19 protein-coding genes and 1 tRNA gene are annotated in these 20,543 nt (G+C 61.2%); 12 read left to right on the forward strand and 8 right to left on the reverse strand.

What is annotated here, in order from left to right:
* Window positions 1-101 precede the first annotated feature (101 nt).
* The 3 genes from AC0L37_RS17085 (at window position 102) to AC0L37_RS17095 (ending at window position 2,918) form a co-directional block, all read left to right on the forward strand.
* Window positions 102-1,136, forward strand: a complete 1,035-nt coding sequence (locus AC0L37_RS17085) for a LacI family transcriptional regulator (protein ID WP_282222526.1) — start codon at window positions 102-104, stop codon at window positions 1,134-1,136.
* Window positions 1,137-1,329: 193 nt separating this feature from the next.
* Window positions 1,330-1,677, forward strand: a complete 348-nt coding sequence (locus AC0L37_RS17090; protein WP_212659293.1) for a YciI family protein — start codon at window positions 1,330-1,332, stop codon at window positions 1,675-1,677.
* Entirely contained in the window at window positions 1,674-2,918 is a 1,245-nt protein-coding gene (locus AC0L37_RS17095) for an RNA polymerase sigma factor (protein WP_282222525.1), read from the forward strand. Before AC0L37_RS17090 ends, AC0L37_RS17095 begins: the two co-directional genes overlap by 4 nt.
* Here the strand turns inward: AC0L37_RS17095 and AC0L37_RS17100 are convergent.
* From AC0L37_RS17100 to AC0L37_RS17110, 3 genes are read right to left on the reverse strand one after another with little or no spacing between them, the layout of a single operon-like run.
* Window positions 2,915-4,216, reverse strand: coding sequence for a TRAP transporter large permease (locus tag AC0L37_RS17100; protein ID WP_212659291.1), 1,302 nt, complete (start codon window positions 4,214-4,216; stop codon window positions 2,915-2,917). The genes AC0L37_RS17095 and AC0L37_RS17100 overlap by 4 nt on opposite strands.
* Before the next feature lie 13 nt (window positions 4,217-4,229).
* Entirely contained in the window at window positions 4,230-4,733 is a 504-nt protein-coding gene (locus tag AC0L37_RS17105; protein ID WP_212659290.1) for a TRAP transporter small permease, read from the reverse strand.
* 8 nt (window positions 4,734-4,741) lie between these two features.
* Entirely contained in the window at window positions 4,742-5,746 is a 1,005-nt protein-coding gene (locus AC0L37_RS17110) for a sialic acid TRAP transporter substrate-binding protein SiaP (RefSeq protein WP_269371981.1), read from the reverse strand.
* Window positions 5,747-5,939: 193 nt separating this feature from the next.
* Between AC0L37_RS17110 and AC0L37_RS17115 the strand changes: the two genes are divergently transcribed.
* Genes AC0L37_RS17115 through AC0L37_RS17130 form a run of 4 tightly spaced genes read left to right on the forward strand, consistent with a single transcriptional unit; the run spans window position 5,940 to window position 12,720 of the window.
* Complete coding sequence (locus AC0L37_RS17115; protein ID WP_282222524.1) at window positions 5,940-6,854, forward strand: dihydrodipicolinate synthase family protein; 915 nt, start codon at window positions 5,940-5,942, stop codon at window positions 6,852-6,854.
* A 38-nt stretch (window positions 6,855-6,892) separates the two neighbouring features.
* Entirely contained in the window at window positions 6,893-7,576 is a 684-nt protein-coding gene (locus AC0L37_RS17120; RefSeq protein WP_212659287.1) for a GntR family transcriptional regulator, read from the forward strand.
* A 6-nt stretch (window positions 7,577-7,582) separates the two neighbouring features.
* Window positions 7,583-10,315, forward strand: coding sequence for an alpha-L-rhamnosidase (locus AC0L37_RS17125; protein WP_282222523.1), 2,733 nt, complete (start codon window positions 7,583-7,585; stop codon window positions 10,313-10,315).
* The gene (locus tag AC0L37_RS17130; protein ID WP_282222522.1) at window positions 10,312-12,720 is read left to right on the forward strand and encodes a glycoside hydrolase family 38 N-terminal domain-containing protein; all 2,409 of its coding nucleotides are present in this window, start codon (window positions 10,312-10,314) and stop codon (window positions 12,718-12,720) included. Before AC0L37_RS17125 ends, AC0L37_RS17130 begins: the two co-directional genes overlap by 4 nt.
* 75 nt (window positions 12,721-12,795) lie before the next feature.
* Here the strand turns inward: AC0L37_RS17130 and AC0L37_RS17135 are convergent.
* Window positions 12,796-12,885: transfer RNA gene (locus AC0L37_RS17135), tRNA-Ser, on the reverse strand.
* Window positions 12,886-13,129: 244 nt separating this feature from the next.
* Here AC0L37_RS17135 and AC0L37_RS17140 point away from each other — a divergent pair.
* The 3 genes from AC0L37_RS17140 to AC0L37_RS17150 all read left to right on the forward strand — a co-directional run bounded on the left by AC0L37_RS17140 (window position 13,130) and on the right by AC0L37_RS17150 (window position 14,643).
* Window positions 13,130-13,453, forward strand: coding sequence for a hypothetical protein (locus AC0L37_RS17140; RefSeq protein WP_282222521.1), 324 nt, complete (start codon window positions 13,130-13,132; stop codon window positions 13,451-13,453).
* 53 nt (window positions 13,454-13,506) lie between these two features.
* The gene (gene msrA, locus AC0L37_RS17145; protein ID WP_282222520.1) at window positions 13,507-14,163 is read left to right on the forward strand and encodes a peptide-methionine (S)-S-oxide reductase MsrA; all 657 of its coding nucleotides are present in this window, start codon (window positions 13,507-13,509) and stop codon (window positions 14,161-14,163) included.
* Window positions 14,164-14,232: 69 nt separating this feature from the next.
* Window positions 14,233-14,643, forward strand: coding sequence for an MmcQ/YjbR family DNA-binding protein (locus tag AC0L37_RS17150; protein ID WP_282222519.1), 411 nt, complete (start codon window positions 14,233-14,235; stop codon window positions 14,641-14,643).
* On the opposite strand, the gene AC0L37_RS17155 is transcribed toward AC0L37_RS17150, so the two are convergent.
* Window positions 14,615-16,402, reverse strand: a complete 1,788-nt coding sequence (locus AC0L37_RS17155) for a hypothetical protein (RefSeq protein WP_282222518.1) — start codon at window positions 16,400-16,402, stop codon at window positions 14,615-14,617. The genes AC0L37_RS17150 and AC0L37_RS17155 overlap by 29 nt on opposite strands.
* Before the next feature lie 143 nt (window positions 16,403-16,545).
* Between AC0L37_RS17155 and AC0L37_RS17160 the strand changes: the two genes are divergently transcribed.
* Window positions 16,546-17,973: an MFS transporter gene (locus AC0L37_RS17160; RefSeq protein WP_282222517.1), complete on the forward strand. Its 1,428-nt coding sequence runs from the start codon at window positions 16,546-16,548 to the stop codon at window positions 17,971-17,973.
* A 277-nt stretch (window positions 17,974-18,250) separates the two neighbouring features.
* A complete protein-coding gene (locus AC0L37_RS17165) occupies window positions 18,251-18,742 on the forward strand; it encodes a chemotaxis protein CheW (RefSeq protein ID WP_212659280.1) in 492 nt (163 codons plus the stop codon).
* Between the two features lie 48 nt (window positions 18,743-18,790).
* On the opposite strand, the gene AC0L37_RS17170 is transcribed toward AC0L37_RS17165, so the two are convergent.
* The 3 genes from AC0L37_RS17170 to AC0L37_RS17180 form a co-directional block, all read right to left on the reverse strand.
* Window positions 18,791-18,913 carry a hypothetical protein gene (locus tag AC0L37_RS17170; protein WP_473313509.1) on the reverse strand — a complete coding sequence of 41 codons (123 nt, stop codon included), beginning with the start codon at window positions 18,911-18,913 and terminating at the stop codon, window positions 18,791-18,793.
* Window positions 18,914-18,963: 50 nt separating this feature from the next.
* Complete coding sequence (locus tag AC0L37_RS17175) at window positions 18,964-19,278, reverse strand: hypothetical protein (RefSeq protein WP_282222515.1); 315 nt, start codon at window positions 19,276-19,278, stop codon at window positions 18,964-18,966.
* A gap of 99 nt (window positions 19,279-19,377) precedes the next feature.
* Complete coding sequence (locus AC0L37_RS17180) at window positions 19,378-20,526, reverse strand: GGDEF domain-containing protein (protein WP_212659278.1); 1,149 nt, start codon at window positions 20,524-20,526, stop codon at window positions 19,378-19,380.
* Between the last annotated feature and the right edge of the window lie 17 nt (window positions 20,527-20,543).

The following is a 20,543-nucleotide window of genomic DNA, read 5'->3' on the forward strand; positions in this document are numbered from 1 at the left end:
GTTGCAAATGTCATTGAGGCCTGCCGTTGGGCGGGCGCTGTTGGCAAGGGGCTCCGGGCATGCAAAACAGGGAAATCTGGAGTAGCGGGGCGCAGGCACAGGTGAGTTCGCAGAAACCATTAGCAGGCGGTCGCGTCACCTTGCGCACCATTGCGGAACTGACCGGGCTGAGCCTGTCGACAGTTTCGCTCTCGCTGCGCGGTGGCACCACGCTCAAACCCGAGACGCGTGCCAAGGTCGCCGCTGCTGCAGAGCAATTGGGCTATGTTCCTGATCGCGCCGGGGTGCGCCTGCGAACCGGCAAGACCAATGTGATTGCGCTGGTGCTGGATGGTGCCGAGGATTCCATCGACTTCGCGCGTCAAATGATTCAGGGCATTGGTCAGGCCATCAAGGGTACGCGCTACCATCTCACTGTCATTCCCGAGTTTGAACGTGGCGACGCTGTCGACACTGTCAGCTATGTGCTGGAGAACCGCACCGCGGATGGCGTGATCATCACCCACACCAGGCCTCGTGACCCGCGTGTGCAATTGATGATCGATGCCGGTTTCCCTTTCGTCACGCATGGACGCACCGGTTTTGATACGCCGCATCCGTTTCATGACTTTCATGCAGAGGCTTTTGTCGCCACTGCTGTTGAGCGTTTGGCGCGCAAGGGCTGCCATCACGTCATGCTGGTGGTCGGCGATGACAGCACCACCAACCACCACAACCTGACGGGGGCCTTTGAGCGCGCCACCGCCAGTGCCGGGATTGGCGCGCGGGTGATGAAGGGGACGCAGGGGATGCCGCTCGCAGAAATGCGCCGCATGGCGTTTGAGCTGGCGCAGGAAGCCGGCCGTCCAGACGGTATCCTGTGCGACAGCGAAATGCGCACCATCGCCTTGGCAAGTGGCTTGCAGGAAGCCGGATTGCAACTCGGCAAGGACATTGAGCTGATCTACAAACAGACCTCGGGCATCCTGCCGACACTGTTTCCAGCGCTGGACAGCATTCGTGAAGATGTCTTTGCTGCGGGTGGGGAGCTAACCCGCCTCCTGTTGCAGCGCATCGAGGGCGCCGATGCGTCGCACCTACAAACACTGGGCGAACCGCAGCCGCAGTGGCGAAGCGAGCGCAAACCGGTGAGCTGACATCGTCGGCCGAGCGGAGTGGCAGTCTATTTGAGTGCGTTAAGCTGTGCCTGCCGGCCATCATGTGCGAGGCTGGATGCACACCCAAATTCTGGCGCGAAAAGAAATCTGCACCATGGGTCCAAAAATGGCGCGCCGAGGCGTCATTGCTGTGTTGGCACCAAGTCGACGCCGTCAACGGAAGGACAAAATAATGGCTCAACAGAACTTTCTCTTCATCCGTCGCAGCGAGCCCGGTCAGGCCGCGCAGGGCCCCAAACCATCGCCAGCCCAGATGGAAGAGATGTACGCCAAGTTCAACGCCTGGAAAGACAAGTTCAGCGACAGCATCGTGGATATGGGCGCGCCACTGGGCGGCGGCAGGGTGGTGACCCCACAAGGCCATAGCGACGGCCCGTTCATTGAGGCCAAGGAAGTCATCGGCGGCTACATGGTGCTCTCAGCGGACAGCCTGGAAGCGGCTGAGGCGATGGTGCGTGAAATGCCCGGCGTTGTAGCGCCCGGTGCCAGCGTCGAGATTCGGGAAATCAAGACGCCTTGAGTCAAACGTCCGGGCTGGTTGAGCATTTCTTCCGGCATGAATACGGGCGTGTGGTGGCCGTCCTCGTCCGCCGTTTTGGCACCCAGCATATCGAGACGATCGAGGATGCGGTCCAATTGGCGCTGAGCAAAGCGCTCACTAGCTGGATGGCCGGTGGATTGCCCGACAATCCATCGGCCTGGCTGTTCAGCGTCGCGCGCAATCAATTGCTCAGCGAGTTTCGCCAGAAAGCCGGCAGAGGGCGCCTGCTGGCCGCTTTCCCACATGAATTCGACGTTCCGGAGGCCGAGAGACCGGATGTCTTGATGGCCAACGAGGTGCAGGACGACCTGCTGAGGATGCTGTTTGCCTGCTGCGACGACGCCATCGCAACCGAGGCGCAATTGGTGCTGGCGCTGAAGGTGCTGTGCGGGTTCGACATTGGCGAAATCGCAGCGCGCCTCTTCATCACTGAAGCCAGTGCCTACAAGCGGCTGACACGCGCCCGTGCGCGACTAAAGCAAGCCGGGTTCAGCAGTGCCAGCGTAGCGGCAAACGACTACGAAGCGCGATTACCGGCCGTGCACGCGATCATCTATCTGATATTTACCGAGGGCTATCTGTCGTCGCACGCTGAACGCGCTATCCGCAAAGAGTTGTGCGCCGAGGCTATTCGGCTCGCGAGCCTGCTCGTCGCGCACCCGGCGGGTCAGCAGCCTGAAACCTTTGCTTTGCTGGCGCTGATGCACCTGCATGCTGCGCGCATGATCGCGCGTGAGGATGCAGCAGGCGGCTTGCTGCTGCTTGAGGAGCAGGATCGCGCGCTTTGGGATCAGCACCAGATCGGCATTGGTCTGGATTGGCTCGCCAAGGCCGCTCAGGGCTCGCACTTCTCCCGCTACCATGCCGAGGCTGGCGTTGCGGCAGCGCATTGCCTGGCGCCTTCATTTGCCGAAACGCGTTGGGAGCGGGTGGCAGAGTGCTATGGCTTGCTCGAACAGATGGCGCCTTCGGCACTGCACCGACTGAACCGGGCCGTGGCGGTCGCCGAGTGGCGCGGACCGGCCGAAGGTCTCGGGGTGCTGAAAGGGTTTGAGCCGCCGGCCTGGCTGGTCGGCAGCTATATGTGGGCCGCCGTGCTGGCGGACCTGCACGCTCGCTGCAGGCATGTCGATCAGGCCACGCATTACCGCGCGCAGGCGCTGGAATTTGCGCCGAGCGACGCGGTCAGAGCGACGTTGGCGCGACGGCTGGGCGGTTAGCCCAGCAGCCCGGCAAAACGCGGCAGCCAGAGGGAGAGATCGGGGAAGTAGGTGATCACCATCAACAGAGCGATCAGCACTCCAACGAACAGCCAGATCTCGCGGATCATCTCACCCAGTGGAATGCCGTTGAGCGCCTTGATGATGAACAGCAATATCCCATAGGGCGGGGTGATCAGCCCGATCATCATGTTGAACACCACGACAATACCAAAATGGTGCAAGTCGATCCCGAGCGCCGCCGCTGTTGGGATGAACAGCGGGGTGATGACCAGCATGATGGTCGACACATCCAGAAAGCACCCCAACACCAGATAGAGGATGTTGATCATCAGGAAGAACATCGCCGCATTCAGCTCGAACTGATCGAAGAAGGCGAAGACGCCCATTGGAATGCGTTCAACGGTAACGACGTAGTTGAAGATAAAGGCGCCACACAGAACCAGCGTGACGACAGCAGTGGTTCTGACCGTGGACACCACGACGTCCCAGAACTCTTTCAGCCCCAGACTGCGATAGGCAAACACCGCCAGCAGCAATGCATAGAACGCTGATACGGCAGCGGCTTCGGTTGGTGTGAAGGCACCGGTGTAAATACCACCGAGCAGGATAACGGGCATCATCAGGGGCGGGATGGCACTCAGGATGATGGCTGGGAAGGCGCGGAAGGGGATGGCTTCTTCGACCGGAAAACCACGCAGCTTGGCCAGAACGCCGACGACAATCGCCAGTACCACCACAATCATCAGTGCGGGCACGACGCCGCCAAGGAACAGTGCACCCACCGAGGTCGACGATATCAGCGCATAGAATACCATGGGGATCGAAGGCGGAAAGATCGGGCCCACCACCGAGGAGGTGGCGGTGATCGCACCGGCGAAACCACGCGGATAGCGGTTGTCCTTGATCATCATATTGGTCAGCACCTTGCCGACCCCGGCCACATCGGACACGGCGCTGCCGCTCATGCCCGAAAAGATCAGACTGGTCAGGATATTGACCTGGGCCAGACCGCCGGGGAGGCGCCCGACCATTGCCAGCGCAAATTTGAGCAGGCGATCGGATATCTGACCGGCGTTCATGACGTTGGCGGCAAAGATGAACAGGGGCACGGCCAGAGCGACAAAATTGCCAAAGACGCCGTTGAGTACCTGCTCAGCTGCCAGCCCCACATCACGACCTGCCATCAGCAGATAGAAGATGGATGAGACGATCATGGCGATGCCCATGGGCATGCCGGCCACGGTGGCGGCAATGAGCAAAACCAGCATGATCGGCAGAGCGAGACCAACTAGCATGAAGAACTCCCAGTCAGATTTGGTCGCGCCAATTTGGTCGCAGCAGATTGTAGATACGGAAGGCGCCCTGGGTGGCAAAGGCGACAATGAACAGCAGGTAGCAGCCGTAGATCCAGGTCTTGGGGATGCGCAGAACGTCTGACTTCTTGCGCATCAGAAACTGCAGATAGTCCAGCGTGTACGGCACGAGAATAAGAAAGGCGACGACCACCAGCGCCATGGTGCAGATGGAGAAAAAGCGCCGGACATGCTCTGGCGCGATGTCATAGACGACGTCGAACGTGACGTGTTCGCGCACCGGCACCATGAAGGCAGCTGCCCAGAATACGGTCCAGATAAAGGCAATCATCGTCGCCTCTTCCGTCCATGCCAGCGGCTGGTTAAGCACATAGCGGAAGAATATCTGGACGATGAAGCCCGTGAATGCGGTGAGAAACAGCAGGACGCCGACGGTGTCGGCGCCCCGCTTGAGCCATAACAGTCCAGTGCGGACCCTATGATCAGTCTTGGTGGACATTGGTGCCCTTAGTCTGCCAGTGCGTTGATGCGATCAACCCAGCCTTCAGGCCAAAGCTTGGCGCGCTCGGAGCTGAGATAGAATTCCTGCACGTGGCTGCGGAATGCGTCAACGTCAGGCGTGGTCACCTTGAGGCCTTCGGATTCAAAGAAAGCGACGAGGCGATCTTCTTCGGCATAACGCTTTTCGTTGTTCCAGTCGCAGGCGGCCATGGCGGCATCAACCATGTGACCCTTTTGAGCATCATTGAGCTGCTCCCAGGTCTGGTTGTTGACAGCGATTGGCAGACCGTCAACCAGGTGATCTGTCAGCACGATCTGCTCGGTGACTTCGTAGAACTTTGCCGCGTCCACGGTTGGCAGCGGGTTGTCCTGGGCGTCGACGGTACCGGTCTGCAGGCCGAGATAGACTTCGGAGAATGGCAGCGGGGTCGGGTTGGCACCAAGTGCTTCACCCAGGAACAGCCAGGCATCCGAACCAGGCATGCGCAGCTTGACGCCTTCAAGGTCGGCTGGCGTCTGAACGTCGCGATAGCGACGCAGGTTCAGCTCGCGGGTGCCGAGATAGCAGACGTCGAGCAGCTGGATGCCCATTTCGTCCGACACGGTCTGCTTGAACTCGCCACCGAGATCGGAATTCATCACCGAACGATAGTGGTCTGCGTTCTGAAACAGATAGCCTGCCGTAAACAGACCGAACTGGGGGATGGCATCGGCGATCAGCTGGAACGACACATAGGCCATTTCGGCATTGCCGCGCTGCAGGGCGTCCAGATCACCGCTCTGGGAAAACAGGGAACCTGAATCATAGAGCTGAATGTCGAACAGACCCGGCTCAGACTCATTGAGCGTATCGGCGAAAACCTTCATCGCCTGGGTATGCAGATCGGTTGGCACGGAGACCGTGGTGAATTTCAGCTCAATGGGATCCTGAGCCTGAACGGCGCCAATCGCCATGGCAGCAAAGGACACCGCTGAAAGTGCGATAAGTGCACTGCGCTTAAGAGTTTTCATATTCCTCCCTCTCAGAGCTTGTTCGGCTGCCCCTCGGTTTCCAATTGCAGCGTTGCACTGCGACTGGCCCTGACAGCTCAATTTGACAAACAGACTTTGCAACAACCGGCGACTGATGTAAACACTGATATGACACCTGATCGCATAACTGATTGTATCAGTTTTGTAAGTTACTGATTTATTGGAGGAATACGTGTCGAATTCAGATCTGAGCGGGATTATTTCGGCCGTAACCACCCCGGTTACAGAGACCTTTGACATTGATGGTGGCCGCCTGGCTCAGCATTGCGAGCGCCTGCTCAATAGCGGATGCAGCTTCGTGTCGACCTTCGGTACTACCGGCGAGGGTGCGTCGCTTTCGAGCGCCCAGAAGATTCCGGCGATGCGCGCGCTCAGGGCTGCGGGCGCCGACATGTCCAGGCATATTCCATCGGTGATGACGCCAACGGCCGACGAGGCCGGGGCGATGATTGCAGCGGCAGCCGAGCTGGGTTGCCGCGGCGTGCTGGTGCTGCCGCCGTTCTACTATGACTTTGCGAGCAACGATGGCATTGTGGCCTTTATCGATGAGGCAATGCGCCGGGCGGGTCGCCCTGACATCGACATCCTGCTCTACAATATCCCGCGATTCAGCCGCTTTACCTATACTCCTGAGCTGATCGACATGCTGGTGGCCAAGTTTGGCAGCGCCATTGTCGGGCTCAAGGACTCCACCGGTGTGGCCGAGAACGGCAAGATGCTGGCGCAGCGCTATCCGGACCTGTCGATCTTTACCGGCGATGACCGGGTAATGCCCTCGCTGGTGCAGGCCGGTGGCGCCGGCATGATCGGCGGCATGCCCAATGTATTCTCGGCCGATTTGCGCAAGATCTATGAAGCACCCGGCGCCGCCGAGACCGAAGATCTGCGCAAGCGCGCCGGGCAGCGGATTGTAACGGTGGATGGCAATGGCAGCATGCTTGCGCTCAAGGCAACGCTTGCCGCAGTCTATGACGACCCATCCTGGGCCCGCGCCGTACCACCACTGCTCGGGTTGAACGCGGCACAGACCGCGACCGTCCTCTCGGAATTCGCCGAAACAGGGTTTGTGCCGACCAAAGCTGCCTAGGCAGTCCGCAGAGCAACGCGGCAAAGGAGGAGTTGCCCATGGCGTATGCCCGCGCTCGAGAAACAGACGCCCGTCGTTCGCTCCCTTCAGTCAAGAAGGCGGCATACGACACGTTTCAGCAGGCGCTGTTGCAGGGCAAGCTGCGCCCCGGGCAGGTTCTGTCACAGAAGGACCTGGTAGTCCTTCTGGATCTGTCGATCGGTGCCCTGCGCGAATTGCTGCCGCGGCTGGAAGCCGAAGGGCTGCTGCACGTCATGCCCCAGCGCGGCATCCAGATCACGGTAATTGATCTGCCGATGATCAGGGACGCGTTTCAGGTGCGTCTGGCGTTCGAACGCGAAGCGGTGCTGGCGGCGGTCAAGAACATGCCAGAAGCTCCGCTACGCGAGCAGCGCGACCTTCATGCGGGCATTGTCGAACGTCTCAAGGCTGGACCGAGCGCGGCCCTGCTTGATGAGGGGCAGGATGTGGACACCCACTTCCATGACCTGCTGATCTCGGCGACGGAAAACGAACTGCTGATCCAAGCCTATCACGTCAATTCCATCCGAATCCGGCTGATCAAGCTTGATCGCATCCGATTGAGCGAGACGACCCTGCCCGCAGCCTTTGGTGACCATCTGGCTGTGATCGATGCCATGCTGGAGCGAGACCGTCAGAAGGCCGCCGACGCCATGGAAGCCCATATTCGCAACGCCCGTGAGCGGGCAATCGCCCTTTAGGCCGTTATGACCAATCTCAAGCCAATCGATCTGCGCTGCGAACTGCTCGCCGCGCCCAAAGGACTGAACACGCCTTACCCCCGTTTTGGCTGGGGACTGAGCGCTGAAGGCAATGGTGCACGACAGAGCGCTTATGAAATCTGCGTTGGCGATGAAGAGGCAGACGTTGCCAGGGGGATCGGCAATTATTGGCAGAGTGGTCAGACCGCTTCGAGCGAAACGCTGTTCATTACCTATGCCGGCAACCCGCTGCAGTCTGATCTGACACTCTACTGGTCGGTGCGCGTCTGGGATGAAACCAGCGAACCTTCAGCCTGGAGTGCGCCCCTTAGTTTGATGACCGGACTGATGGCCCGCAGCGACTGGGACGCAGAATGGATCGCGCGCTATTTCGTGCTGCCAGCCGGCCGCGAGGCACCTGCAGACGATCTCTATGACAATCCCTGGCAAGCACGGCCCGCGGACTATTTGCGGCGCGAGTTTGACGCCCGGGGACCGGTGGTGCGGGCCACGGCCTATGTCACGGCACTCGGACTCTATGAGCTCTATCTCAATGGTACGCGCGTGGGCGACGAGGTGATGGCACCGGGCTGGACCGATTACCATCAACGCGTCATTTACCAGGCCCATGACGTTACCGATCTAATCGGAGCGGGCCAGAATGCCATTGGCGCCATAATCGGTGAGGGCTGGTATTCAGGCCGGGTCGGGCACAATCAGCGCCGCGCCGGCAATCACTATGGCGGCCGGCCAGCGCTCCTGTGTCAATTGCACCTGACCTATGCCGATGGCAGCGTAGAGCGCGTCGTTACCGATCCATCCTGGCGGACCAGCCGCGGGCCCGTCTGCTATTCCGATTTCCTGATGGGCGAACATTATGACGCCCGACTGGACATGCCCGGCTGGGCCATTGCCGGATTTGACGACACGCGCTGGCAGCCGGTCGAAGCCTTTTCCCCCGAGCCCCGCGAGCCCGCACTGAGCGCCGCCAAGAGCCAGCCCGTCAGGGAAGTGGCGCGTCTGGACGGGCGCTATTTGCACCGCGCCAAGTCTGGCGCTGCAATCTTTGATTTTGGGCAGAATTTTGCCGGCTATGTCGAACTCACGGCTCAGGCCCGACGCAACGATCGCTTCACGCTGCGCCATGCGGAAATCCTTGATGGCGACGGCGAACTCTACATGGCCAATCTGCGCCATGCCGTGTGCGTTGATCACTTTACGGCAGCAGGCACGGGCAGTGAGCGTTTCAAGCCGCGCTTCACCTTTCACGGCTTCCGCTACCTCGAATTGACACTGCCCGAGGGGGTGGTGCTGGACGACTTCACTGTGACGGGTATCGCCATTCAATCCGACACGCCTCAAAGCGGCCAGCTGGAAACGGGCAACGCACTGGTCAATCAGTTAATCTCCAATATCGAATGGAGCCAACGCGGCAATTTCCTTTCGGTGCCAACCGACTGTCCCCAGCGTGATGAGCGGCTGGGCTGGAGCGCCGATGCGCAGGTATTCTGGCGTACGGCCGGCTACAACATGGACGTGGCGGGTTTTTTGGCCAAGTGGTTCGACGACATCACCGACGCGCAATTGCCCGATGGTGCCTTTACCGACATTGCGCCATCGCGCCCGCTCAACCCCTATAAGCAATCGGCACAACCGGGTGCGCCCGGCTGGGGCGACGGGCCGATCATAATGGCGTGGCAGCACTATCTGCGCTATGGCGACGCCGGATTGCTGAGCGCGGTCTATCCGGCGCTGCAACGCTGGATGACTCATATTGGCGGGGCCAATCCCGACTTCATCCGCACCCAGAATGTGTACAATAATTACGGCGACTGGCTGAGTGTCGGCCCGGCTTCAGACCGAACCATGGTGGCCACCGCCTATTGGGTTCTGGTTGCCGATCTGATGGCCAAGATCGCAACGGTGCTGGGCAAAGACAGCGATCACGCAGACTATTCGGGTCTGGCGCAGGATGTGCGGCGCGCCTTTCGTACGGCCTTCGTGGCCGAGGATGGCCGCATCAGCGGCGACACGCAAACAGCCTACCTGCTGGCGCTTGATTTCGATCTGCTGCCGGCAACGCAACGCGCAAGCGCTGCGGCACGCCTGATCGACAAGCTCGACGCAGCCAATGGACATCTGCAAACCGGGTTCCTGGGGGTCAAACATCTGTGCCCGGTTCTGACCAATATCGGGCGGGCTGATTACGCCTATCGACTGCTTTTGAACGAGAGCTACCCCAGTTGGGGCTTCTCGATCCAGCAGGGCGCCACCACGATCTGGGAACGCTGGGATGGCTGGACGCCAGAGCGCGGTTTCCAGAGCGCCAATATGAATTCATTCAATCACTACGCCTATGGCGCAGTGGGCGAATGGCTCTATGCCCGCATGGCCGGTATCGACTGGGAAGCATCGGCGCCCGGTTTCCGTACCATCCGCATGCGCCCGCTATTTGAGCGCGAGATCGGCTGGGTCAAAGCCGCCTACCGTGCCGCTACGGGCGTGGTGGAGAGCGCCTGGCGTTATGATGGCGATACGATCATCTGGAGCATTGCCGTGCCGCCCAATTGCCGGGCCGAAATCGAGCTTGCCGATGGGCCCGACAACATCGCCATCGATGGTTTGCCGCTGGCCATCAGCACTTCCGAACACCTTTTCGACCAGCAGACCACACGTTTTGCCCTCGATAGCGGGCGCTTCACTATTTCCATTTCCCTACCGCAAGGTATCGCAGCATGACCTCTTCCGCCGATGGCAATCAGCCTCTTCTCCACCTGATCGGCAATGCCCATCTGGATCCGGTCTGGTTGTGGCGATGGCAGGAAGGGTGCGCCGAAGCTATCGGCACCTGCTGGGCGGCCATCGACAGGCTGGAAGAGGGTGACGGCTTTGTCTTCACCAAGGGCGAAGCGCATATCTACGCCTGGATCGAGGAACTTGACCCTGCGCTGTTCGCGCGCATTCAGCACTTTGTCGCCGAAAAGCGCTGGGTGGTGGTCAATGGCTGGTGGATCCAGCCGGACTGCAACATCCCATCGGGTGAATCGGTGATCCGACAGGCTCTGTACGGCAAGCGGTATTTTGCCGAGAAATTTGGTGTCACCGTTCCCACTGGCTACAATGTCGACAGCTTCGGACACCCCAGCACCTTCCCCATGCTGCTCCAACATACCGGCTCGACCAGCTACAGCTTCATGCGCCCGGGCCCCCATGAAATGGACCTGCCTGCCGAGCTGTTCACCTGGGCTTCGCCGGACGGCTCCGAAGTCACCGCCTTTCGCATTCAGGGGGCCTACAACACCTCCAAGCGCGAAATGCCGCTGCCCCAAAAGATCGATCTGCATCAGGGCGAAATCGCCGAGAGCGGCCATGCCTTCATGTGCTTTTATGGCGTGGGCAATCATGGCGGCGCGCCAACAATCGAGAACATTGAAGAGATCGAACGCCGTCTGGTCGCCGGCGAGAACCTCAAGTTCTCCGACCCGGAGACTTTCTTTGACGAAGTGCCCAAGACCGGCCTGCCGGTAGTGGCGAGCGCGCTGCAGTTTCATGCCATTGGCTGCTACGCGGTGGCATCCTCGCTCAAGACGCTCAATCGCAAGGCTGAAAGCCTGCTCGAACAGGCCGAGGCCGCCGCCGCGCTGGCGAGCCGCGAATGCAGCGTGGCCTATCCTCGACAGGATTTCGAAATGCTGTGGCGGCGCCTGCTGTTCAATCAGTTTCACGACACGCTGGGCGGCACGAGCCTTGAAAGTGCGTGCGTGGATTCCGAGCGCGAGCTGAACTGGGTGATTGCCGGCGCCGAGGACCTGCTCAACGGCGCTGTCCGCCGGCTGGGCAACATCATTGCTCGCCCCGTAGATCCGACCGACTCAACCTTTTTGGTGATGAACTTCAACGGCAGCCCGGCTCGCGGTCTGGTCGAAGCCGAGCCGTGGGTGGACAAGGACAATGTTTCGCGCCGTGTGCTGCTGGACGAGACGGGCGCGTCGATCCCGTTCCAGTATAGTGACCCTCATGGCAAGACGACGGCGCTGCAACGCATCACCTTCCCGATCGACCTGCCGGCCTATGGCTATCGGGTGCTCCGTTTCCGCGTTGATGCCGACAAGGGTATCTCAGCGCCGGGCGTCAGCTTTGGCGTACGCAGCCAGACACTGAGCTTCGACACCAATGGCTACGGGCTGACAATTGACCCGGAAAGTGGCGCTATTTCGCGGCTGGTGAACAAGGCCAATGGCGTCGCGCTATTTGCCGAGGCTGGACATCAGGCAATTATCGTCGAGGACGCGACCGACACCTGGAGCCACGGCACGGATCGCTTTGGTTTTGCTGGCGCGGCGATGCAATTGCAGTCGGTTTCCACTATCGAGGCGGGACCGGTCCGCACGGTGGTCAAGGTGGTCAGCACCTGCAAGGACAGCACGCTGAGCACGATCATCGTGCTCCCTGAGGATGGCGCCCTGCCCGTGCAATTGCGCGTGCATCTCGATTGGCGCCACAAGCGCCATCTGCTTCGCCTGGCCTATCCGCTGGCGGCGACACGCTTTGAATATGAAGTGGCCGCCGGCTGGGAAGACAATGCTGATGACGGGCGCGAAATTGCCGGCCAACGCTGGGTACGCGCCAGCGCTAAAGGGCACGACATCGCCATCGTCAACGACGCCAAATACTCCTACGCGGCGCAGGATGGCACGCTCTACATCACAGCGGTGCGGGCGCCGGTCTTTGCCCACCACGACCCGGTCGAACTCGAACCCGACGCCCATTACCGCTTTATGGATCAGGGCGAGCAGGCCTTCACCATTGAACTGTTCGGCGCGCCCAGGATCAGCCGTCAGCAGGCGGCAACCATGGCTGACCTCCTGAACAAGCCCGTGATCACTACGCCGCACGTTGCGCGCACGGGTACACGGGCGCATGCCGGGCAATGGCTGGCGGTCGACAGCCAATCAAGCGCCGTGGGCACCTTGAAGCTGGCCGAAGACAGCGACGATTTGATTATCCGGGCGGTCGAACTGAATGGTCAGGCCGACACGCTGGCCGTCGCCGGCCAGACAACAGCGATATCCCCACGAGGCATCACCACCGCCCGCCTGAGCGCCACCGGCCTACAGCGCGCAACGGGTCTGGAAGAAATCTAACCCCGACACACTGCGTCGAGCTCACGTGCCGCGGCGCAGCCGACGGCGACCTAAACTTCTGAATAAACAGGGAAATGGCGGAGAGAAAGGGATTCGAACCCTTGAGACGGTTCCCCGCCTACACACTTTCCAGGCGTGCGCCTTCGACCACTCGGCCACCTCTCCGCATCGCCTTTAACCCCGGTCTGGAAACACCGGAGGAGCCGGCTGGTTGGCCGACGCGAGCGAGGCGCAATATACTTATCAACGGGCTGGGCGCAAGGGATCACGACGCAGCGATGACAATTGTTTTTGTCGCAGGAGCTTCCCATCTTGTGAGATGTCCTGCGGACATGGCACAAAGAGGCCGTGCGCGGGGTGGAAACAGGCAGGCCAGCCTTAACTTGTCCCGCCGGCACAGGGAAAGTGAATGCGGCTTATATTGAGATTTGCGGGCACCTGGCTGATCGCCCTGGCGCTTGTCCTGCTGGTTATCGACGGCACCAAGTCACTGGGAGCAAATGCTCTGATCCTGACCAGTCTGGCTGATCTGTGGACGCAATTGCATCCCGATAGTCTGGTGGGCGTGCAGGCGTTTTTTGATAGTCGGTTCTTTGAAGACCTGCTCGATGCGACGCTGGCGACGCTGCTGGGCTACCCCGCCTTTGCGGTGATTGGCGTTCCGGGAATAATCCTGGCGCTGCTGGGCCGCAAGCCGCGTCGCGAGCGCTTCCTGCGGCAGGACCAGATCTGAGTGATGTAACTGTTTCCGGCAATGGGCCGAATAGTGCCGTGAAAGGAAAAGACATGTTCTTCAAATCCAAGCCGACCAGTATCCCGTCCGCTGCCGAGGCTCTACCCGGCCGCGACACCCAAATGCCTGTTGCCGCTACGCATTTCGTCAATGGCGAAGCGCTCAAGGGCCCCTATCCCGAAGGTGCCGAAACCATCTATGTGGCTTTGGGCTGTTTCTGGGGCGCCGAGCGGTTGTTCTGGGAGATCCCGGGGGTCATCGTGACGGCGGTGGGCTATCAGGGCGGCTCCACGCCCAATCCGAGCTATGATGAGACCTGCTCGGGGAAAACCGGGCATACCGAGGCAGTTAAGGTGGTGTTCGACCCCGCCAAGGTGAGCCTGGACAGCCTGCTCAAGACATTCTGGGAAGAGCACGACCCGACCCAGGGGATGCGGCAGGGCAATGATGTGGGCACGCAGTATCGTTCGGCGATCTATACGACCACCGATGCCCAGGCCAAAATAGTGGACCAGAGCCGCGCTGCCTACCAAAAAGCCCTGAGCGCCAAAGGTTTGGGGGCGATCACCACCGAGATCAGGCCTGCGCCCGAATTCTACTATGCCGAAACCTATCACCAGCAATATCTGGCCAAAAACCCGGCTGGTTATTGCGGGTTGCAGGGGACCGGAGTGAGTTGCCCGATCGGGCTGGGCGTTTCTGCTGCCTAGGCAAGCGGGAACAAATCTGGCTGACCAAGCGCTTGCCAGAGGGCCCTATTGGCTAACAGACTGTGCACGATGACTGTCACCGATAGCGCATTGATGGACCGGACGGGCTTTGAAGCATTTGTGCTGAGCCTGCCCGGCGTAACGCTGGTGCATCAATGGGGCAATGCCAGCGTCGCCAAGGTCGGGGACAAGATATTTGCGCTGCTATCGGGCTGGGCCACCGATGGCGATCTGGGGTTGAGCTTCAAGTGCTCCCCGATGAGCTATGACCTGCTGCCCGAACTCGAACAGGTTCGCCCTGCCCCTTATCTGGCACGTGCCAAATGGGTGCAGGTTTTGCCGGGGGCACCACTGAGCAGCGATGAACTGCAAGCCTATGTGCGCGAGGCGCATCGGCTGGTCGCCGCAAAGCTGACGCGCAAGCGTCAGGCCGAACTGGGTCTGGAAGCGCTTATTGCGGCAGGACCGCAAAAGTCCTGAGCACAGCATCGGTCGGGCTGACATCGACCAGCCATGCCGGCAGGTTGCCGGCAGCGTAGAGCGCGGCGAAGCTGTCATCGGCGCGGTCGGCCAGACCGCGGACCTCGGACATGGCCGGACAGATCACGACCAGACCAATGCCGCGCTGCTCAATGATGGCGCGCGCGTCGTCAATGGGATCGTTGAAAAAGCGGAAGGCATCGCGCACGCCCAGCTGGTTGCGATGGTAGGGAGCGGCGACGACCTCGTGCGGGGTGTAGAGCATGATGTGGGCGCCCAGATCGATGGGCGACATGATGCGCTCGGGCGGCAAGGCGGCGAGATCGGCAAAGGCCGCGGGCACCAGACAGGGCTCCTTGCTGGCGCGGGCCTGCGCCACGTCCTGCGCGCGACCGGGCGCCAGATTGACCATCAGCGTGACGACCAGCGCCAGCACCACGCCGGAAAAGGCGAGCCAACTGCCGGCCAGCCCCAGGATTGTACCCAGCCTGGGCTGGGCGAGATAGCGCTGGCGCGCCGCCACGATGAGCCAGGCCGCGGCCGGCATGGCCGGCATGACAGTCAGTCGGGCGCCGCGTATCTGGGCCAGCATGATCAGCGCGGTGCACAGCACAAAGGCCAGCAAGACGGTCCATTCGGCGCGCCCCTGCTGCACCCGCCAGAGGCGATAGAGCACGACCAGCGTACCGAGCAGCGCGGGAATGCCCACAGCAATGGCATAGGCGGGCAATTCAAAGACGCTGGCGGCCCATGGCTTGGCCTCGACGATGCCGGCGATCCAGTTGGCCTGTAGCCACGGGTCAAGCTCGCCATAGGGCCCGTGCAGGCATTGGGGGAACGCCAGAGCGACCAGCCCCATACCCAGACCACCCAGCACCGCCAGTGCGCCGAAACGCTGCCAGCGCCCCTGTACGGGCATCAGGCTGGCCAGCGTGAAGGTGGCCGCTACCGCCAGCGCCACGCTGAGGTAGACCGGCGAAAGCACATCGCAGGCCGCCTCAAACCAGCGATTGGGCAGGCGGAAGATTGCCAGGTGAACGGCGCAACCTGCCGCAAAGGCCAGGCCGAAATTGCGCATGGTGGCGGCTTTGGTGACAGCAAAGACCCATAGCAGGCCTGCGGCCAGAATGGCGGCGGCGATGACCGGCAGGGATTCGGTGGCAATGGCCAGCGCCGTGGCGGCAAGCAGGCCACAGACAATGGCAAAGCGGGGCCGCCGCACAGATTCGACCGCAGCCCAGGCGGTGGCCAGAGTCAGAATGATGACGACGTTGTGGTGATCAACCCGCCCCGGCGTGAACTCGGCGGTGATGGCCGGATTGAGCACGGGCAGGACCAAGGCGGGCAGCACGCCTTCTGGCCCCACCAGGCGATTGGCCAGCAGCGCACTGAACCAGAGCAGCACGCCCAGCAAAGCCATGGGCCAGACATAACCGGCGGCGATCATGGCCGTATCAGGCCCCAGAAGTGGGGTGAAGATCATGACCAGAATGGCAATGGGCATATCGACCAGGCGCGACCAGTGCAGTTCGGCGCCGAAGGGGGTATTGAGACGATGTGCCGTCAGATCGTACCAAGGCTGGCCGTGCAGAAAGTCGCGGACCATGACCATGCGCATGGCATCATCGGTATCGGCGAAAAACGGCATGCCAGCGCGGCCAATCACGGCGCGAATGACCAGAATGGCGATGGCAGCCGCCAGCACCAGCAGAACCAGGCGCCAGTCGGGTGTGGCACGATGAGGGGCAGAATTGGTCACGGCAGGGTCCTGGATCGGGGTGAGGCCAATGTGGACCGAGACGCGTTAAGATGAGGTTTGACGACCCAGCAATTAAACAAGCTATTGCTTTTTTAATTTACCGGTATATCAAGGCATGGCTTGGAAAATGATGAGGGTACGCCATGACTGACCAGAGCGAGAGCACGGGGCGCTGGGCCGAAGTGTTCGGACCACGCTACGCGACCGTGACGCTGATCCTGTGTCTGGGCGTGGCGCTGCTGGCGTTTAATGTCTTCCTGACCTCGACTGCGCTGCCGACTGCCGTTCAGGAGCTGAATGGGGTGGCGCTGATCAGTTGGGCGCTGACACTGTTTCTGGTGTTTGCCATTATGGGGGGCGCCGGAGCCGCCCTGTTCAAGCAATTGCTGGGCGCCCGAGTTGCGCTGCTGAGCGCGGCAGCAGTTTTCATGGCGGGATCGCTGGTCTGCGCCGGGGCCTCCAATATGGAGACCGTGCTGATCGGACGCATTCTGCAGGGGCTGGGCGAAGGCGTGGTCGCCGCGATCTGCTTTGCGCTTATACCCGAACTGTTCCCCTCCCGGCTGGTGCCCAAGGTGTTTGGCATGCAGGCCGTGGTCTGGGCAGTTGCCGCTTTTGGCGGGCCGTTGGGCGCGGGCATTCTGACCGAGTTCATTTCATGGCGGGCTGCGTTTTTGGTAAGCGTGCCGCTGGCGATCATTTTTGCCGCCATGGTTTGGCGCGTGGTGCCCAACAGCAAAGGAGCACCACAGGACAATGCTGACTTCCCCGGCGTTCGCCTGTTGATGGTGGGCAGCGGTATCATGCTGGTGGCACTGGCCAGCCTGAGTCTGCCCTTGCAGGCGGCTGGGCTACTGGTGGGTGCGATGGCCCTGCTCTCAGGCATGGTCGTGCTGGACCGGCGTGCCCGCACCCGATTGATGCCGCCCGATGCGTTCTGGCCGGGCTCAGTAGTGGGGAGCGGGCTGTGGGTGGTATTGCTGATGCCCGTGGCTGGCGCCATGTCGGCGGTTTACCTGGTACTGTTGCTGCAGCAATTGTGGGGCTACGGGCCAACGCTGGCCGGCGCGACAGCGGCCGTGCTGTCGGTGGCATGGAGCCTGTCGGCCATTGCGGTGGCTAATGTGCGCCGGATCGAAACGCGGCGCGCGCTGATCATCAGCGGACCGATGCTGCTGGGCGTGGGTTTGCTGGCGGTGCTGGCGGGCCTGCTCAACGATCAGGTGGCGCTGGTTGTCGCCGGACAACTGTCCGTCGGGGCCGGGTTTGGGATGGCCAATGGCTATCTCAGCCTCACATTGATGGAAGCCGCGCGCAGCGGCGAACGCGACCGTGTGTCCGCCATGGTACCGACCACCCAGTCGGCGGGTAATGCCATTGGCGCGGCGCTGGCGGGGGTAGCGGCCAATCTGGCTGGCTATGCCCAGGCGGTGAGCGTTACGGCAATCGAACAGGCGATCATTCCGGTGTTCGTGCTGGCCGCCAGCATGGCAGCGTTGGGCTTTGTGGCCGCGGTGCGCATGACCCGGCTGATGGGCGCTTCACCCCAGTCGGCGGCGGTAACGCCCTAGCGTTTGCCGCGATTCACCGGGAAATGCTGCGGCGACAGGCGCGCCCGTACAAATACTGTTTTTCCGAATTTTCTGGCGCGCTCGAAAAACGGAAAAGATACCAGATACTTAGTCGCTTCAGCGCAGACAAATGTCGTGACGATTAATGGTAGATGCGGAATTTATTCAATGGTTTCGAAATCATTTCCATCAACAATGGGTTGGCCAGATGAGGCGTGACGCGCGCTTTGTCGACGATGTGAGATGGCGCTAACGAGCAGCGGAAGCGGAGTTTTTGATGAGCACAGCAATGGAATTTGAGGTCGCCGAGGGCGGACAGGACAGCGTTCTCGCCGGTCCCGCCAACCAGTTCGTGACCTTTTCGGCTGGCGACAAGGGCTATGGCGTGGACATTATGGCGGTGCGCGAAATTCGCAGCTGGTCGCCGACCACCGAACTGCCTGATGGATCCTATTCGGCCTGTGGCGTGCTCGACATTCGCGGCACCGTGGTTGAAGTGCACGACCTTTCGGCCATGCTGGGCGGACAGCGCCTGCAGCCAGAACCCGGGCATGTGGTGCTTGTGGTATCGCTGGGCGAAACCAATGTCGGCATTCTGGTGGATTCGGTTTCCGACATTATCTTTGCCAAGGACGATGAATTCCGCGCCGCCCCAAACAGCGGCGGTGATCCCGACAGCGCCAAGGTTTCGCGCCTGGTGCGCCAGGAAGACCGGCTGATCGCGATTTTGAACCTGCAGGCGCTCTTCCCCTACGCCAGCATGCACTGATGAGACGGGGCGGCTGATGCCGCCCGCCACCATGCGCCAGCGGACCGGCTATAGGCCGGGCTGCATCTTGTCGGCGCAGGCCGTGATTGCGGCGGTAAAGTCCGGCCCATTGATCTGCGCCTCGGTGAAGATGCAGGTGTGCTGCGGTGGCAGCCGAGACAAAATCATCATCTCCTCAATCGCCCGGCCGGGCGGGTATTTCGGACTGGTACCCGATGCCGTCACGAACATTGCCAGGCGGGCATAGTGACCTCCATCGCGCCGCAGATAGCTGCGTATGGGCGGCGCAGGCCGCGCCCCCAGACCGGGGAACCGAGCACGATCATATCCCAGACCTGATCGGCCATTTCCGGAATCTCGACAGGCGGATTGCGCCCTGCCAGCACATCATAAGCCTTGCGGAACGGGCCCCAGAAGCCTTTTGCATAGGCGCTACAGGTAATCTCGCACAGCTCGGCCCCCAACGCGCCCGCCAATGCCGTGGCAGCCTTACGGGTATTGCCGGTCGCCGAATAGAACAGCACAAGCGTAGCCATGGGCGTCTCCAGAATGCCCCGACAGGCTAGCGCATTGCGGCGCGACCGCGTTGATGCGGATCAAGCCGGTGGCCCGTCTGGACAGGCCTGAAGGCGTCGCTAGACAGCGGCGTGGACGCCCGGCTCGGGCTTGCTGGCGCGCTTGTTCACATAAAGGGCCTGATCGGCCTGGTTGAACAGTTCCTCGGCCGTGCGCGCGCCTGTGGGGAAACGGGCACAACCAATCGAGCACCCGACCGAGAGCCGGTCGGCACAGACCTGCACCGGCGTGGTGACAGCGGCGTGGGCGCGTTGCACGCACTGGTCGGTGGAAAGGCCATCAAGCCGGATCAGCATGCCGAACTCGTCACCGCCCAGGCGCGAGACCACCACATCGGCGCTGCACAACTTGTTGAGGCGATCACCAATGCCGGCCAGCAGGCGATCGCCGGCGGGGTGGCCGTAATTGTCGTTGATAGGTTTGAACTGATCGAAGTCGAGCAGGACCAGGGTGAACCGGGCACCATCATCGGCAATCCAGCGGCGCAGTTCAGCAAAGAAATGGCGGCGATTGGTCAGCCCGGTCAGCGCATCGGTATTGGCAAGACGCTCGTTCTCCGCGTTGAGCTTTTCCACCTCATCGTGGCGCGCGGTGATCTCGGTGCGCGCGCGGATCATGGTGGTAAAGGTATCAAAGGCGCGGAACAGCACCTTCATCATCACCAGCACCACCAGCACCACATTGAGCGAGATGGCAAAGAATACCTGATCGACCCCGACATAGGCGTAGTAGCCGACATAAACCGGGGTCACCACGAGCACGACCATGGTAGCCGCCTGGGGCAGATGCATCAGGCAGAACATGCTGCAGATGACGGTGGTGGCAATAAAAATAGCGGAATAGGCATGCTCATGGGCGGTGCCATAGCCGTCGAGCAGCATGGCCCAGCCGATGAACAACACAGCCATTACGCCCGAAAGCCAGATGGTGCGGCGCAGATGGCGCAGCACATCGTTCTCCGATATTTCGAGCGCGCGCAGGCGTATCCAGAAGGGAATGCGCGACAGGCAGACTGCGGCGACGAAGGCCAGCGTACCCAGGGTCATCCAGAGCGGCGCGAAATCGAAATAGGTCCAGGCCAGCAGCGCGGCACTTGAGATCAGCAGGCTATAGAGCAGGGGCAGATGGTTCTGAAGCTCCTGCAATTGTGCCCGGGCAATGGTCATATCTGCGTCGGCAAATGTGAGCCAAGTGATCAGTCTGCGCATGCCATGTCTTCTCCCAA

It is taken from the genome of Devosia sp. J2-20, from assembly GCF_055808475.1.